Annotated in this window: 16 protein-coding genes and 1 pseudogene; 9 read left to right on the top strand and 8 right to left on the bottom strand. The window is 61.0% G+C overall.

From position 1 onward, the window contains the following. Window positions 1-390 (bottom strand): annotated as a pseudogene (locus tag B7X90_RS07575) (glutathione synthase); the annotation flags it as partial. Between the two features lie 116 nt (window positions 391-506). On the opposite strand from B7X90_RS07575, the gene B7X90_RS07570 reads away from it, so the two are divergent. Continuing rightward, window positions 507-695: a hypothetical protein gene (locus B7X90_RS07570; protein WP_292623198.1), complete on the top strand. Its 189-nt coding sequence runs from the start codon at window positions 507-509 to the stop codon at window positions 693-695. Window positions 696-715: 20 nt separating this feature from the next. Here B7X90_RS07570 and B7X90_RS07565 read toward each other — a convergent pair whose 3' ends face one another. Together B7X90_RS07565 and rsmI are read right to left on the bottom strand one after the other, a co-directional pair. Beyond that, window positions 716-1,072, bottom strand: coding sequence for a YraN family protein (locus tag B7X90_RS07565; RefSeq protein ID WP_292623196.1), 357 nt, complete (start codon window positions 1,070-1,072; stop codon window positions 716-718). Further along, the gene (gene rsmI / locus B7X90_RS07560) at window positions 1,069-1,905 is read right to left on the bottom strand and encodes a 16S rRNA (cytidine(1402)-2'-O)-methyltransferase (protein WP_292623194.1); all 837 of its coding nucleotides are present in this window, start codon (window positions 1,903-1,905) and stop codon (window positions 1,069-1,071) included. Before rsmI ends, B7X90_RS07565 begins: the two co-directional genes overlap by 4 nt. 51 nt (window positions 1,906-1,956) lie before the next feature. Here rsmI and B7X90_RS07555 point away from each other — a divergent pair, with 51 nt between their 5' ends. The 4 genes from B7X90_RS07555 to B7X90_RS07540 all read left to right on the top strand — a co-directional run bounded on the left by B7X90_RS07555 (window position 1,957) and on the right by B7X90_RS07540 (window position 6,050). Continuing rightward, window positions 1,957-3,123: a penicillin-binding protein activator gene (locus tag B7X90_RS07555; protein ID WP_292623190.1), complete on the top strand. Its 1,167-nt coding sequence runs from the start codon at window positions 1,957-1,959 to the stop codon at window positions 3,121-3,123. A gap of 234 nt (window positions 3,124-3,357) precedes the next feature. After that, window positions 3,358-5,370 (top strand): DNA topoisomerase IV subunit B, encoded by a 2,013-nt coding sequence (gene parE / locus B7X90_RS07550; RefSeq protein WP_292623188.1) that lies wholly within the window; start codon window positions 3,358-3,360, stop codon window positions 5,368-5,370. Next, the gene (locus tag B7X90_RS07545) at window positions 5,370-5,516 is read left to right on the top strand and encodes a hypothetical protein (RefSeq protein ID WP_292623185.1); all 147 of its coding nucleotides are present in this window, start codon (window positions 5,370-5,372) and stop codon (window positions 5,514-5,516) included. The genes parE and B7X90_RS07545 overlap by 1 nt, the downstream gene beginning before the upstream one ends. 225 nt (window positions 5,517-5,741) lie before the next feature. Beyond that, complete coding sequence (locus tag B7X90_RS07540; RefSeq protein WP_292623183.1) at window positions 5,742-6,050, top strand: hypothetical protein; 309 nt, start codon at window positions 5,742-5,744, stop codon at window positions 6,048-6,050. Between the two features lie 74 nt (window positions 6,051-6,124). On the opposite strand, the gene B7X90_RS07535 is transcribed toward B7X90_RS07540, so the two are convergent. Genes B7X90_RS07535 through B7X90_RS07525 form a run of 3 tightly spaced genes read right to left on the bottom strand, consistent with a single transcriptional unit; the run spans window position 6,125 to window position 7,480 of the window. Beyond that, window positions 6,125-6,415, bottom strand: a complete 291-nt coding sequence (locus tag B7X90_RS07535) for a type II toxin-antitoxin system RelE/ParE family toxin (RefSeq protein ID WP_292623182.1) — start codon at window positions 6,413-6,415, stop codon at window positions 6,125-6,127. Further along, window positions 6,405-6,653: a type II toxin-antitoxin system ParD family antitoxin gene (locus B7X90_RS07530; RefSeq protein ID WP_292623180.1), complete on the bottom strand. Its 249-nt coding sequence runs from the start codon at window positions 6,651-6,653 to the stop codon at window positions 6,405-6,407. Before B7X90_RS07530 ends, B7X90_RS07535 begins: the two co-directional genes overlap by 11 nt. A gap of 41 nt (window positions 6,654-6,694) precedes the next feature. Next, the gene (locus B7X90_RS07525; RefSeq protein WP_292623178.1) at window positions 6,695-7,480 is read right to left on the bottom strand and encodes a hypothetical protein; all 786 of its coding nucleotides are present in this window, start codon (window positions 7,478-7,480) and stop codon (window positions 6,695-6,697) included. A 239-nt stretch (window positions 7,481-7,719) separates the two neighbouring features. On the opposite strand from B7X90_RS07525, the gene B7X90_RS07520 reads away from it, so the two are divergent. Continuing rightward, window positions 7,720-8,565: a MoxR family ATPase gene (locus B7X90_RS07520; RefSeq protein ID WP_292623176.1), complete on the top strand. Its 846-nt coding sequence runs from the start codon at window positions 7,720-7,722 to the stop codon at window positions 8,563-8,565. A 51-nt stretch (window positions 8,566-8,616) separates the two neighbouring features. On the opposite strand, the gene B7X90_RS07515 is transcribed toward B7X90_RS07520, so the two are convergent. Further along, window positions 8,617-9,408, bottom strand: a complete 792-nt coding sequence (locus tag B7X90_RS07515) for a glutathione S-transferase family protein (RefSeq protein ID WP_292623174.1) — start codon at window positions 9,406-9,408, stop codon at window positions 8,617-8,619. A 43-nt stretch (window positions 9,409-9,451) separates the two neighbouring features. Here B7X90_RS07515 and B7X90_RS07510 point away from each other — a divergent pair, with 43 nt between their 5' ends. Next, a complete protein-coding gene (locus tag B7X90_RS07510; RefSeq protein ID WP_292623172.1) occupies window positions 9,452-9,874 on the top strand; it encodes a GFA family protein in 423 nt (140 codons plus the stop codon). Window position 9,875: 1 nt separating this feature from the next. Here B7X90_RS07510 and B7X90_RS07505 read toward each other — a convergent pair whose 3' ends face one another. Beyond that, window positions 9,876-10,841, bottom strand: a complete 966-nt coding sequence (locus tag B7X90_RS07505; RefSeq protein ID WP_292623170.1) for a L,D-transpeptidase family protein — start codon at window positions 10,839-10,841, stop codon at window positions 9,876-9,878. A gap of 170 nt (window positions 10,842-11,011) precedes the next feature. On the opposite strand from B7X90_RS07505, the gene B7X90_RS07500 reads away from it, so the two are divergent. Both B7X90_RS07500 and B7X90_RS07495 read left to right on the top strand, forming a co-directional pair. Further along, a complete protein-coding gene (locus B7X90_RS07500; RefSeq protein ID WP_292623168.1) occupies window positions 11,012-12,193 on the top strand; it encodes a VWA domain-containing protein in 1,182 nt (393 codons plus the stop codon). A gap of 127 nt (window positions 12,194-12,320) precedes the next feature. Further along, window positions 12,321-13,406 carry an AI-2E family transporter gene (locus tag B7X90_RS07495; RefSeq protein WP_292623166.1) on the top strand — a complete coding sequence of 362 codons (1,086 nt, stop codon included), beginning with the start codon at window positions 12,321-12,323 and terminating at the stop codon, window positions 13,404-13,406. Window position 13,407: the final 1 nt, after the last annotated feature.

The following is a 13,407-nucleotide window of genomic DNA, read 5'->3' as shown; positions in this document are numbered from 1 at the left end:
CACCATCACCTTTTCCGGCGCATTGCGCACGCTGCGGGGGTTGTTCACCACCAGCGTCTCGCTCTCGATCCGCTCCAGCAGGTGCGTGGCGGTGATATACCCCATGTCGAATGGTGGATCCTGGCGCATCAACACCACGTCAATGTCACGACCCAGATCGATCCGGCGCTTCTCGCCCGCCTTGTAGTGATCGCCCACCACGCGCTGCACCGTCACCGGCACGGCATGGGCAATCAGCCGATCATCCTCGTCGAGCGTCAACGAACCGACATCGTAGTGGTAAAGCTCATGCCCCCGCGCCTGCGCGCCCAGCATCAGCGCAAAGCTGGAATCCCCGGCAATGTTGATCGAATGGAGCGGGTCCATCTGGACCGCGACGCGAAGTGCCATAAGTGAACTCAGCCTCAGGGGTTTATCTCACCCGCGCCTTAAAGCCGATTTATCGCCTGTGCGACCATTTTCGGCGTGCGCCAAGCATGGCGCCACTCTTTTGACTGGAGCCTTTGATGCGCAAACTGTTCACTGTCGCCGCTGCTGGTATCGCCGTTCTCGGCTGGTCGGCCCAGGGCATCGCCAATCCCGATCCGCACCCCACCTCGGCCCCACACGACGAACACAAGGGTGAGAAGAAGGACGAACACCGCGACGAGCACAAGGACGGCGAGCACAAGGAAGAGCACAAGCCCGCTCACTGATAGTAGTAGTTATTCAGGCCTCAAGCGCCGGGTTGCCAGGCATTGGCAATCCGGCGCGGCCATGTTCGGGGAGCAACAAGGATCACATCGATCCGCACATCATCCCCCCCCTTGGTATAGCGCGGCGCCAGCATTTCCGCGGCCCGAGCCACACGGCGCAAACGGTGCGCATCAATCGCGTCGCCCAGCAACGCCGCATCGCGCCGCCATTTGACCTCGACGAAAGCCACCGTCCGCCCCTTGCGCGCCACGATGTCCACTTCGCCCACTTTCACTTTCACCCGCTGCGCCAGAATGCGCCACCCGCGCAAGCGCAGCCACCACAGCGCCAGCGTCTCTCCGCGTCTCCCCTGCCGCTCAGACTCAGCTCTGTTCAAGCTTTAAGCTCCATCGCCCGCGCATAGAGCGCCTTGCGATCCAACCCATGCGCCTTGGCCACCTTGCCCGCCGCCTGCGATGGTGACATTTCGGCCAGAGCCGCGCGCAATTCTGCCTCGATCGTATCCTCGTCCGGCGCAGCTGCCTCACCTGGAGGGGCAATCAGCAGAACGATCTCGCCCTTGGCCTGATGCGCAGAGTAATGCGTCGCCAGTTCCTCGGCCGAACCACTGCGGCATTCCTCATGCAGCTTGGTCAACTCCCGCGCCACCGCCACCTCGCGCCCCGGCAGACGCTCCGCAATCGCCTCAAGCGACGCCACCAACCGAGGCCCCGTTTCATAGAACACCAGCGTCGCCGGAACGCCCGCCAGCTCAGCCAGAACATCGCCCCGCGCCTTGTCCTTGTTTGGCAGAAACCCTGCAAACATGAAGCGATCCGTCGGTAACCCAGCCATTGAAAGCGCCGTCACCAAAGCGCTCGGTCCCGGAATCGAGGTAACCGCAATTCCCCGCGCCCGCGCCTCGCGCACGAGCCTGTAACCGGGGTCGGAAATCAACGGCGTGCCCGCATCCGATACCAGCGCCACCGGAGATTGGACCATTTCGGCCAGCAATGCTTCCCGCGCAGCATCGCTGGCATGATCGTCATAGCGCCGCATCGGGCGGTGCAGGCCAAGCAAATTCAGCAACTTGCCCGTAACTCGTGTATCCTCGCACGCCACCACCGCGCAGCGCTCAAGCGTGTCTACCGCGCGACGAGTTATGTCACCAAGATTGCCAATCGGGGTGGCAACAATATAGAGACCGGGTGCGAGGGGTGACGTGTCCATAGGTGTTCCAATGGACTGCCCGGCTAAGAGCGACAAGAGGGTGCGCAGGGAATGATCGATATGCACAACGGCGAACAAGCGCTTTCGGGCTTTCGCCAATCGCGCCGGTGGGCCGTAATCGGCGCGCTGTCGCTGCTCGCAGGCTGCGCCGTGATCCCGAAAGGCTCCGTCCCCGTGACCGAGCCGACCGAAAAAGCGCCCGACGCCGATGTCCTGCCGACCGACGCCGGGCGCCATCGCGTGGCACTGCTCGTGCCGATGACCGGGGCCAACGCCGCCGTCGGCCAGTCGATCGCCAATGCCGCCACGATGGCGTTGCTCGATACCAATGCCGCCAACCTTCGCATCACCACTTATGACACCGCCACGGGAGCAGGCACCGCCGCTGCGCGCGCGATCAGCGATGGCAACAAGCTGATCCTCGGCCCATTGCTGGCCGATGACGTGACGCAGGTTTCCAACGTCGCCCGCACCTCACGGGTGCCGATGATTACTTATTCGAACGACAGTGCCGTTGCATCGCGCGATGTCTTCGTGATGGGCCAGGCCCCCGGCCAGTCCATCGCCCGCGTCCTGGGCTTTGCCAAATCGCGCGGAATCAAATCGGTCGCGGCCATCATCCCGACCGGAGACTACGGCCAGCGCTCCACCGCCGGATTGACCGAAGCCGCGCGCGCACAGGGCATCGCCGTCACCAGCATCGAAACCTATGATCGCGGCAACACTTCGGTCGCCAGCGCGGTCCGCCGTGCGAAGGAAAAGGGCAAATTTGACGCCCTGCTGATCGCCGATGGAAGCCGCATCGCGCTGCAAGCCGCACCGCTTGCGGGCAAGGGAATCAAGCTGCTCGGCACAGAACTGTGGAGCGGAGACGGCACGATTGCCAAAGCCCCGGCCATGCGCGGCGCATGGTTCGCCACCGTATCCGACCAGCGTTTCGGCCAGTTCGAAAAGAGCTACACCAGCCGCTTCGGCGCAACGCCCTCACGGCTGGCCACGCTCGGCTATGACAGCGTGCTGCTGACGCTGAATGTCGCACGCGGCTGGAAGCCAGGCACCACCTTCCCCACCGCCAAGCTGTTTGACCCGCAAGGTTTCATCGGCCTCGACGGCGTATTCCGCTTCACCGCCACCGGCATGGCCGAACGCGCAATGGAAGTGCGCGAGGTTGGTGCGGGTACTTTTGCGACCGCTTCGCCTGCTCCGGCAAAGTTCTAAAAGGGATTCGCGCAGAGGCGCGGAGGGAGCAGAGAGCGCAGAGTGGAATCCGCGAAGCGGAGTTCATCTGGTCGACGGCACGAAATGGAAGCCTGCCACGGCTTCTTTGCGCCCTCTGCTCCCTCGGCGTCTCTGCGCGAACCCCTTCATTACTCGATAACCGGTCCCGAAATCACCGGATAAGGCGGCATCCGCGCTTGCGCCCTGAATCCAGCGTGTTCTATACCCGTTCCCATGTCCGATGATCTTTTCGACAAGCTCCCCGCCACAAACGCCGATGAAGCCTATGACGGCTCCGCAATCGAGGTACTCGAAGGCCTCGAACCCGTCCGTCGCCGCCCCGGCATGTACATCGGCGGCACGGACGAGCGCGCGCTGCACCACCTCGCCGCCGAAGTGCTCGACAATGCGATGGATGAAGCGGTCGCAGGCCACGCCAACCGTATCGAATTCACGCTCGAGGAAGAGCCCGGCGCGGCTGGCCGCCTGACGATTACCGACAATGGGCGCGGCATCCCGGTTGATGAACACCCCAAATATCCCGGCAAATCCGCGCTCGAAGTGATCCTCACCACGCTGCACTCAGGCGGCAAGTTTTCGGGCAAGGCTTACGCCACTTCCGGCGGCCTCCATGGCGTCGGCGTCTCGGTGGTCAACGCCCTGTCCTCGCTCACCCGCATCGAAGTGGCGCGCAACAAGGAGCTTTACGCGCAGGAATTCTCGCGCGGGCTGCCCACCACCAAACTTCTGAAAGTTGGCAACGCCCCCAACCGGCGCGGCACGCAGGTCACCTTCGTGCCCGACACCGAGATTTTCGGCGCGGACGCGAAGTTCAAGCCTGCCCGTCTGTTCCGGCTGGTCCGTTCCAAGGCCTACCTCTTCGCAGGCGTAGAAATCCGCTGGAAATGCGCAGCCAGCCTCACCAGCGATGAAGTGCCTGCCGAAGCCGTGTTCCAGTTTCCCGGTGGCCTTGCCGATCATCTGGCAGAACAGGTTTCGGGGCGTGAATGTGTCACCTCGGTGCCGTTTGCTGGCCGTCAGGACTTTCCGCTGGGGCCGAATGGTGAGGAAAATGGCCGCGTCGAATGGGCCATCGCGTGGCCGCTGTGGTCCGATGGCTCTTACTCATGGTATTGCAACACCATCCCCACCCCCGACGGCGGCACCCACGAACAGGGCCTGCGCGCCGCGCTGACCAAGGGCATCCGCGCCTTTGCCGATCTGATCGGCCAGAAAAAGGCCAAGGACATCGCGCCCGAAGACATGATCACCGGCAGCGAAATCATGCTCTCGGTCTTCATCCGCGATCCCCAGTTCCAGAGCCAGACCAAGGACCGCCTCACCAGCCCCGAAGCTGCGCGCATGGTCGAAGCTGCCGTGCGAGACCATTTCGACCACTTCCTCACCGACAATATGGAGCGCGGCAAAGCGCTGCTCGGCGCGGTGATGGAGCGTATGGACGAACGCCTGCGCCGCAAGGCTGAGCGCGAGGTCAAGCGCAAGACCGCCACCAACTCGCGCAAGCTGCGCCTGCCCGGCAAGCTCACCGATTGCACCGGCGAAGGCGATGGCGAGACCGAACTGTTCATCGTCGAAGGCGATTCCGCAGGCGGCAGCGCCAAGCAGGCGCGTGACCGCAAGACTCAGGCGATCCTGCCGATCCGCGGCAAGATCCTCAACGTCGCCAGCGCCACGGCTGACAAGATCCGCGCCAACGCCGAAATCGCCGACCTCGCGCTCGCACTGGGCTGCGGGATGCGCAAGGACTGCAACGCCGACGCGCTGCGCTATGACCGCGTGATCATCATGACCGACGCCGACGTTGACGGCGCGCACATCGCCACGCTGCTGATGACGTTCTTCTTTCAGGAGATGCCCGACCTCGTCCGGCGCGGCCACCTCTACCTCGCCCAACCCCCACTCTACCGCCTGACCCACGGCAGCATCTCAGCCTACGCCAAGGACGACGCCCACCGCGCCGAACTGGAAGCCACCAAGTTCAAAGGCAAGAAAGTCGAAGTCGGCCGCTTCAAGGGCCTCGGCGAAATGAACCCCGGCCAGTTGCGCGAAACCACGATGGCACCAGCCACCCGCAGCCTCATCCGTATCACCCTGCCCCCGGAATACGAAGGCCGCGCGGCGGTAAAAGACCTAGTCGATCGCCTGATGGGCCGCGATCCGGCGCAAAGGTTCATGTTCATTCAGAACCGGGCGAGCGAGATCGATCCTGAGTTGATTGATGCTTGATGAACACCGCTGAGGACACCAAAGGGACGGAAGAGCCACCCTTCACGCCAGAAGAAATGGCCGAAATCGAACGCCGCCTTGATGCAGAACGCGTCTACGCCTCACCCGAGGTCATTCGCGCTATTTTCGGACACGCTTTCGATTGAGGCAGCTCGTGGGGGGCATGAACGACTTTCGCTGAATGGTGAAGCGTCCAGTCTTCGATAAGATAGTTATTCAACACACAAACCCATTGCGGACAATGCGCAAAATGTTACCTTATTAGCAGTACCATGTGTGCGTGTCAGTGTAGCTCTTCAAAGGTAGCCGATTTGCCCCAGACACCGACTGACCGGTTTGAACTTGCTGTCCGTAATGCCATTGGCAGCCTTATGAGCGGCCGTGCATCACTTGAGCGAGTCATTGAAAGATTTGGTGAACAGGGATTTCAGCCGAACGAGATCAAAGCCATTTTGGAGGAGGCATCACGCCGAATGAGCGTGGTCGGCAAAGCGGCTGACGATGATTTTTACCAAACCTGCATCAGCACTGGTGTTGTCGCACTTCTTCTTGCCTTCGGAATGGTCATGATTGCCGGTTATCCACAACATGGACGTGGTGTGGGGATACTATACTCTGCAGTGTTCATTGGCCTAGGCGCTCTTGCATATGGGACATTTGGAAAGATGTTCAGGCGCTAACTGTAATCCTGCCACTTCTTGGCCGCTGCAGATTAGGTTCTGGACGGCGACTGCCAGACATCAAAAGTGCTCAATCAACCAATCCACCGACTGGCATCCATCGACTTGTGCAACACGCGCACGATGACGACCGTATTGTCTGTCAGTTCATAGTAGATGCGGTGCGCCTCGCACGACGTTGAATAGAGGGTTCCCGAAAGATCCTGCTCGATTCGGCCACTGCGTGGATAGGTCAGCAACTGCTGGAAACGGCCCTCAATATGATCGAGGTAGGCCAGCACCCGGTCAATGCCGAAGTGCAGCAAGCCGTATTCGAAAATCGATTCCAGGTCGGCTTTGGCGAGACGGCTTTGTTCAAGCCGCATCGCGGCCGGTAGCACGCGCCCGCCCGCGTAGTTCTTCCAAAAAGTCGAACGGGTCCGTGTCGCTCACACCCGAAGCCCGGCCACGTTCAATTTCCGCCCGCAACCGTTCCAACTTCTGCCGGTCACGCTGATCCTGCCGCACGAGATCGCGCACGTAATCGCTGCTGCTGGCGAACGAACCATCGGCCACGCGGCCTTCGATCCACTCTTTCAGCTTGTCGGGGATGGAAATGTTCATTTGGGCCATGCGTGCCTAAATACAAATTTGCGCGCTTATTGTCAAAGATTGGCGTCGTCGCCCGCCGCGCCCTTCTTCGGCCGAAAATCAAATCGTATCCGCACCCATTCTCCCACCTGCGGCTTCCCGTTCACGCGCGGGGGCCGCACCAGAAATTGCCATGATGCCTGCCGGATCGCCCGTGCGAGGCCCGATCCCGGCGGGCTTTCGCCCAGTTCCTGGCAGTCCTCGACATGGTATTTCTCCACCGTCTTGCACGCGATCATCGCCCAATCACCCTGCGTCCGCCGCGCTGGCAGGTATGGCCCGATTTCCGCATCGGTCGGCTCGCGATACCATTGCGCGGCATAGAGCCGAACGCCGCCCGGCCCCTGCCCCAGACTGGCCGAATCTCCCGGACTGCCGCCGCCCGATGGCGCACCGCCGCCTGATTCCTGCCGCTTCATCTTGCTGATATCGCCAGCGCGATAGTCATTGCGCGATAGCTCGATGAAGCCTTCCGGCCATTGCACTTTGCCCGGGATCGGCACGGCTGGCGGCGCTGTGGCAGGCTGGACCGGCGTGGCCTCGGCACTCTCCGCCTGCTTGGCCTGCTTCTGCTCCGGCTGCTTTTCCGCCGCCTTTGACTCGTCTTGCCCCGCGTCAGTCAGGTCGATCGCCGTCAACCGGGAACCCTGGCCCCCGCCAAAGCCAGTCACCGCGCCCATCTTCCACATGATCAGGAACACCAGCGCGCTGGCCACAAGCGCGAAAACGAACGATCCCGCCCGCTCGCGCGGTGATGCCTGATAACCTTGCCTCAAAGGATCGATGCGCCACGCAAACATTGCCAAGCCGCCTACACGCCGCCAAGGCTCCCGGCAATTCCGCACAGCAGGACATCAGCCACCAGCGACACTTTGATACCGAGCATTAGTGACGCTCAAGTCAGCAACCCCGCCAATAAATGACACATGCGTCAATAACGCGCACCATTTCTGACGCACCCGTCACTAAACTACCCTATTGCAAGGCGCAAATCAGCGCCCTATCGCTTAACCAAACGATTAAGAAACAGGAACCGCCGATGCGCTTTGAAGGCACCAGCAACTACGTCGCTACCGAAGATCTCAAGGTCGCGGTCAACGCCGCCGTCCTGCTCCGCCGCCCGCTGCTGGTAAAGGGCGAACCCGGCACCGGCAAGACGGTGCTGGCGCACGAAATCGCCAAGGCCGTGAACGCACCGCTTATCGAATGGAACGTGAAATCCACCACAAAGGCGCAGCAGGGCCTCTACGAATACGACGCTGTCGCCCGCCTGCGCGATGGCCAACTCGGCGATGAGCGCGTTCATGACATCAGCAACTACATCAAGAAGGGCAAGCTGTGGGAAGCCTTCACCGCGCCCAAACTGCCCGTCCTGCTGATTGACGAGATCGACAAGGCCGACATCGAGTTCCCCAACGACCTGTTGCAGGAACTCGATCGCATGAGCTTTGACGTCTATGAAACGCAAGAGCGCGTCGCGGCCAAGGAACGCCCCATCGTCGTCATCACCTCGAACAACGAGAAGGAACTGCCCGACGCTTTCCTGCGCCGCTGCTTCTTCCACTATATCAAGTTCCCAGACCGCGAGACGATGCAGGCCATCATCGACGTCCACTTCCCCGGTATCCAGAAGACGCTGGTATCCAAGGCAATGGAAGTGTTCTACGAGATTCGCGAGGTCCCCGGCCTCAAGAAAAAGCCCAGCACGTCTGAACTGCTCGATTGGCTGAAACTGCTGCTGAACGAGGACATGCCTCTGGATGTCCTCCAGAACCGCGACCCGACCAAGGCCATCCCCCCGCTCCACGGCGCGCTGCTCAAGAACGAACAGGACATCATGCTGTTCGAAAAGCTCGCTTTCATGGCCCGCCGCCCCGGCAACTAACCGTTTTCTCCCCCCTCCTCTTCAGAGGAGGGGCCGGGGGTGGTGCCTTGTCTAACTCCTCCGCCCGAGCTGCTCCAGCTCCACCTGCTCGAACATCGCCTTCACTGCAGGCCGCGCGTTGATCTGTTCGATCCAGCGCACCAGATGCGGTGTGGCCTCCTTGTTCACCAATTCCGCAAAGCCGAACTGCATCCCGTTGGCGATGGCGAAGTTGCAGATATCAGCCAGCGTATATTGCCCCGGCACCAGCCACTCGTGGTCGGCCAGATGGTCGTCCAGCTTGCGCACCGAGTACGCGATCTTGCGCATTTCCTCGTCGAGCATGTTCTGCGGAAAGCCCTCGCGCGCACGCCGCCATTTTACCTGCTGCTCCACCACGGGGATGGCTTTCACCTTCTCCTCGAACTCGACGTCGCTGTAGCCCTTCACCATGTTGCCGATGTAGCGGTGCCAGCCGATGGTCGAAACGCACCAGCAGAAGTATTCGTCCACCCACTTGGTCCAAACCCGCATCTGCGCCCTGCCAAAGCTGTCCGCCGGGCGGAGTGAAACCTCGGTCGGATACTCGTCCTCAAGGTATTCGCAGATCACCGTCGATTCGGTGATGACCTTCCCGTCATCGACCAGCGCCGGAACCTGCCCGCGCGGATTGATCGCCTTGAACCAGTCGGTGTGATGTTCGAACTTCGACGGATCGAGCCGGTTCTTCTCAACATCCAGCCCCTTTTCGAAAACCGTCAGCAGCGGCTTCATTGAATTGGCGGCGGGACCAAAGGTATAGAGTTTGAGCATGTTGGTGTTATCCTCTCCGTATGTCCACACCATGCCAATTGTAAGTAACACTAACAATACCCAATCGCACGCACCACGAAAGGAGGCAGCGGAAATGCCCTACACCGGACAATGCGCCTGCGGCTCAGTCACGCTCGCCATCGCGGGTGAGCCTATCGCCACGCGCCAGTGCTGGTGCCGCCAATGCCAGCAGATTGCCGCAGGAAGCCCCACCAACAACGCTATTTTCAAGTCCGAAGATGTGGCGATCACAGGCGCTCTTGCCCACAAGACCTGGACCGCAGCCAGCGGCAACACACTGACGTTCCACTTCTGCCCGGCGTGCGGCAGCCAGGTATTCGGCCAAAGCTCGGCTCGACTGCACCTCAAGACTGTGCGCTTCGGCGTGCTGGATGCAAACCACGGCCTCGCCCCGCAGGCGATTATCTGGACGGACGATGCACCGGCTTGGGCGCTGCTTGATCCCACGCTCGAATCATGGCCGCAACAACCGCCAGCCCCGCCGCCACCCGCTTGACCTAACTGACCCGAAAACAGTCCTGCCCGGCACGTTTCAGCGCCGCACAATAAGCGTGCGCGCCCGGCGCACTGGCGCGCAAACGATAGAACTGCCGCGCACCCACCACGGCAGGCACCACCGATTTGCGGAACCCGGCAAGCTCTGGATGTTGCGCAACCAGTTCAGCCCACTGCGCTTCGGCTTCACCGGGGCTTGTCGCGGCGGCGAGTTGGATCGTCTGCCCCGGCCCGGAAAAGCGCGGGGCGGCCACTTGCAGCAGCACCGGACTGGCCGGGACCGGTAAAACCTGTGTCGGTGAAGGTCTTTCCGCCAACGCAGATTCAGGAGGAGGCACAAGGCCCGGAAGCGCCGGACGTGGTGTCTGAGTGTTCAGCGCCAGCGTGATTGCGCCCTCATCAGACCGTACCGCTTCATTGGTCACCACCACTGTGGTGGCATCAGCCTTCGTTAGCGAAAACAATGACTTGGCAAAGGCATAGGGCAGCCGGATGCACCCATGCGAGGCTGGATAGCCCGGCAACCGCCCGGCGTGGATCGCAATTCCGCCCCAAGTCAGCCGCTGCATGAACGGCATCGGTGCGTTGCTGTAGAGGTTTGAACGGTGGTGAACACGCTTTTGAAGGATCGGAAACACGCCGGACGGCGTCCCGTGCCCTCGCTTGCCCGTAGAGACCGGCGACGACGCCCACGGCACGCCGTCCTTGAACACAAACATGCGCTGCGTTGGCTTGCTTATCACGATCAACACGCCAGATTGCAGCACCTCTGAAACCTGAGGCGGCAACTTTGGCGCTGCCGGGGCAGGTCTCACCGGGGCGGCTGGTTGACTGAACGGCTCTGACGGCATGGCCACTTGAGCCTGCGCCTGTTCGCCACCCCCAAACGGAAGCCAGCCCGGCACCACGGCGATTGCCCCCAGCAACAGGACTACAAATGCGCCAATCGCGCCGGCAAACCGCTTCATGGTAAACATGTCCTTAACCATGTTTGGCAACGTTAGCTTTCGGTGGCCTGCACTCAACCGATTCTTTGCCCGATTCGCCCACAAAGGGCGCATCTATGGCGCTCCGGCAGGCCTTGCGGTCCGCGCTTTCAGCGCTTAATCACACGGTTAAGTCAAAGGAGCGGCCTCACGTGTTTTTCAACTTCATCGATGAACTGCGCGCCGCAGGCATTCCAGCCAGTTTCAAGGAGCACCTCGTGCTGCTGGAAGCGCTGGAAAAGGACGTTATCGAACAGACGCCCGAGGCGTTCTACTACCTCAGCCGCGCCACCTTCGTGAAGGACGAAGGCCTGCTGGATCGCTTCGATCAGGTGTTCAACAAGGTCTTCAAGGGCCTGCTGACCGATTACGGCCAGCGCCCTGTCGATATCCCCGAAGACTGGCTCAAGGCTGTCGCCGAAAAATTCCTGTCCGATGAGGAAATGGAAAAGATCAAAGCCCTCGGCAATTGGGACGAGATCATGGAGACGCTCAAGAAGCGCCTCGAAGAGCAGGAAAAGCGCCATCAGGGCGGCAACAAATGGATCGGCACTGGCGGAACCAGTCCTTTCGGCAACTCCGGCTACAATCCCGAAGGCGTGCGCATCGGCGGCGAGAGCAAACATGGCCGCGCGATCAAAGTCTGGGAAAAGCGCGAATTCGCCAATCTCGACAACACCAAGGAGTTGGGCACCCGCAATATCAAGATCGCGCTGCGCCGGTTGCGCCGCTTTGCCCGTGAGGGTGCGGCGGATGAACTCGATCTTGATGGCACGATCGAGGGCACCGCGCGGCAGGGTTGGCTCGATATCAAGATGCGCCCTGAGAAGCGCAATGCCGTCAAACTGCTGCTGTTCCTTGATGTCGGCGGATCGATGGACCCGTTCATCAAACTGGTGGAGGAACTGTTCAGCGCCGCTACGGCGGAATTCAAGAACATGGAGTTCTACTATTTCCACAACTGCCTTTACGAAGGCGTGTGGAAGGACAACAAACGCCGCTGGTCGGATCGCACCAAGACGTGGGACATACTGCACAAATTCGGCCATGATTACAAAGTGATTTTCGTCGGCGATGCGTCGATGAGCCCATATGAAATCAGCCATCCCGGCGGCAGCGTGGAGCACTTCAACGAGGAGGCAGGCGCGGTGTGGATGCACCGGGTAGCGCAGACCTACCCAGCCACCGTCTGGCTCAATCCGGTGCCTGAAAAGCAGTGGAATTATTCGCAATCCACCAAGATGCTCAAGGATCTGATTGGCGGCTCGATGTATCCCCTCACGCTTGAGGGACTGGATGGCGCCATGCGCGAACTTACCCGCAAGAAGCACTGAATCAGAAATTCGGCGCAAAAATCGGCGCACTGGCGGATCAAAATGATACCTCGCGGATTTACGCGGCTTCCAGTGCCAGTAAAAGGCACAGGAAGTCCGGCCGACCGGTCCTGCACTTGAGGGATTTATGATCGATAGACAGCGGGTCGAAAACGGCGGCCTCGTCCTGCTTCTGGCGCTCGTCACCATAGCGCTTGCCATGGTGGTGTCCGAATTTGCCAGCGCCCTTCTCTGGGCGGCTCTGGCGGCGATCCTGTTCCAGCCACTCTTCCATCGTCTGCATGAGCGCTGGCCCGGCAGCCGCAATCTGGCTGCTGCAATGACTCTGCTGATCATCACGTTTGCGGTTATCATACCGGCAATGGTGATTGGCAGCCTGGTGGTGGATCAGGCTAGCGGCGTCTATCTCCAAATGCGCAGTGGCGAGATAAATTTTGCGCTCTACTTCCAGCAGGTTCATGATGCCCTGCCCGAACGGGTGCAAAGCCTGCTTGGCAAGGCAGGATTTGGCACCTTCGAGCGGGCCCAAATCCGCATCTCGGAAGCGCTGGGCAACAGCGCCAGCCTGCTGACACAGCGCGCTCTGGCGATAGGCGCGAATGCCGCCGCGTTTCTGCTCGCATTCGGCGTAGCGCTCTACGTCACCTTTTTCCTCGTCCGCGATGGCGAAGAGCTTGGCGCAAAAATTGTCAAGGCTCTGCCACTTGAGGCATCCGTGGCGCAACGACTGGCTACCGTTTTTGCCACCGTAGTCCGTGCCACGCTCAAGGGTTCAGGCCTTGTCGCGCTGGCACAAGGCGCACTTGGAGCGATCACTTTTGCGATAGTCGGCCTGCCAGCAGCACTGCTGTGGGGTATGCTGATGGCCATTGCCGCACTGCTTCCAGCGATTGGTCCTGCGATTATCTGGGGACCGGTTTCCGTCTATCTCTTCGCCACCGGCTCCATATGGGAAGGCGCGGTCGTGGTCGCCTCAGGTGTCTTCGTGATAGGTCTGTCGGACAACATCCTGCGCCCGATGCTGGTTGGCCGCGATGCAGGCATTCCCGATTGGCTGGTGCTCGTCACCACACTCGGCGGGATCGAACTGATCGGCCTCAGCGGCATCGTTGTTGGCCCGCTTGCCGGAGCATTGTTTATCGCAGCGTGGCAGATCCTCACTGAACAGCGGCAGGCCGCCAACGTTCTGCCGGGCAAACCACCCGCAGCCTGAA

It is taken from the genome of Novosphingobium sp. 17-62-19, from assembly GCF_002256775.1.
Classification (GTDB): Bacteria; Pseudomonadota; Alphaproteobacteria; order Sphingomonadales; family Sphingomonadaceae; genus Novosphingobium.
Note: the sequence above shows the minus strand (reverse complement) of the source record. Positions and strands in the feature narration are given on the sequence as shown.

What these genes read in the sequence shown, in the direction of transcription:
- B7X90_RS07570 (WP_292623198.1), top strand. Translation starts at nt 507, where the DNA reads ATGCGCAAACTGTTCACTGTCGCCGCTGCTGGTATCGCCGTTCTCGGC.
- rsmI (WP_292623194.1), bottom strand. Translation starts at nt 1,905, where the DNA reads ATGGACACGTCACCCCTCGCACCCGGTCTCTATATTGTTGCCACCCCG.
- B7X90_RS07555 (WP_292623190.1), top strand. Translation starts at nt 1,957, where the DNA reads ATGATCGATATGCACAACGGCGAACAAGCGCTTTCGGGCTTTCGCCAA.
- parE (WP_292623188.1), top strand. Translation starts at nt 3,358, where the DNA reads ATGTCCGATGATCTTTTCGACAAGCTCCCCGCCACAAACGCCGATGAA.
- B7X90_RS07545 (WP_292623185.1), top strand. Translation starts at nt 5,370, where the DNA reads ATGAACACCGCTGAGGACACCAAAGGGACGGAAGAGCCACCCTTCACG.
- B7X90_RS07540 (WP_292623183.1), top strand. Translation starts at nt 5,742, where the DNA reads ATGAGCGGCCGTGCATCACTTGAGCGAGTCATTGAAAGATTTGGTGAA.
- B7X90_RS07535 (WP_292623182.1), bottom strand. Translation starts at nt 6,415, where the DNA reads ATGCGGCTTGAACAAAGCCGTCTCGCCAAAGCCGACCTGGAATCGATT.
- B7X90_RS07530 (WP_292623180.1), bottom strand. Translation starts at nt 6,653, where the DNA reads ATGAACATTTCCATCCCCGACAAGCTGAAAGAGTGGATCGAAGGCCGC.
- B7X90_RS07525 (WP_292623178.1), bottom strand. Translation starts at nt 7,480, where the DNA reads ATGTTTGCGTGGCGCATCGATCCTTTGAGGCAAGGTTATCAGGCATCA.
- B7X90_RS07520 (WP_292623176.1), top strand. Translation starts at nt 7,720, where the DNA reads ATGCGCTTTGAAGGCACCAGCAACTACGTCGCTACCGAAGATCTCAAG.
- B7X90_RS07510 (WP_292623172.1), top strand. Translation starts at nt 9,452, where the DNA reads ATGCCCTACACCGGACAATGCGCCTGCGGCTCAGTCACGCTCGCCATC.
- B7X90_RS07505 (WP_292623170.1), bottom strand. Translation starts at nt 10,841, where the DNA reads ATGAAGCGGTTTGCCGGCGCGATTGGCGCATTTGTAGTCCTGTTGCTG.
- B7X90_RS07495 (WP_292623166.1), top strand. Translation starts at nt 12,321, where the DNA reads ATGATCGATAGACAGCGGGTCGAAAACGGCGGCCTCGTCCTGCTTCTG.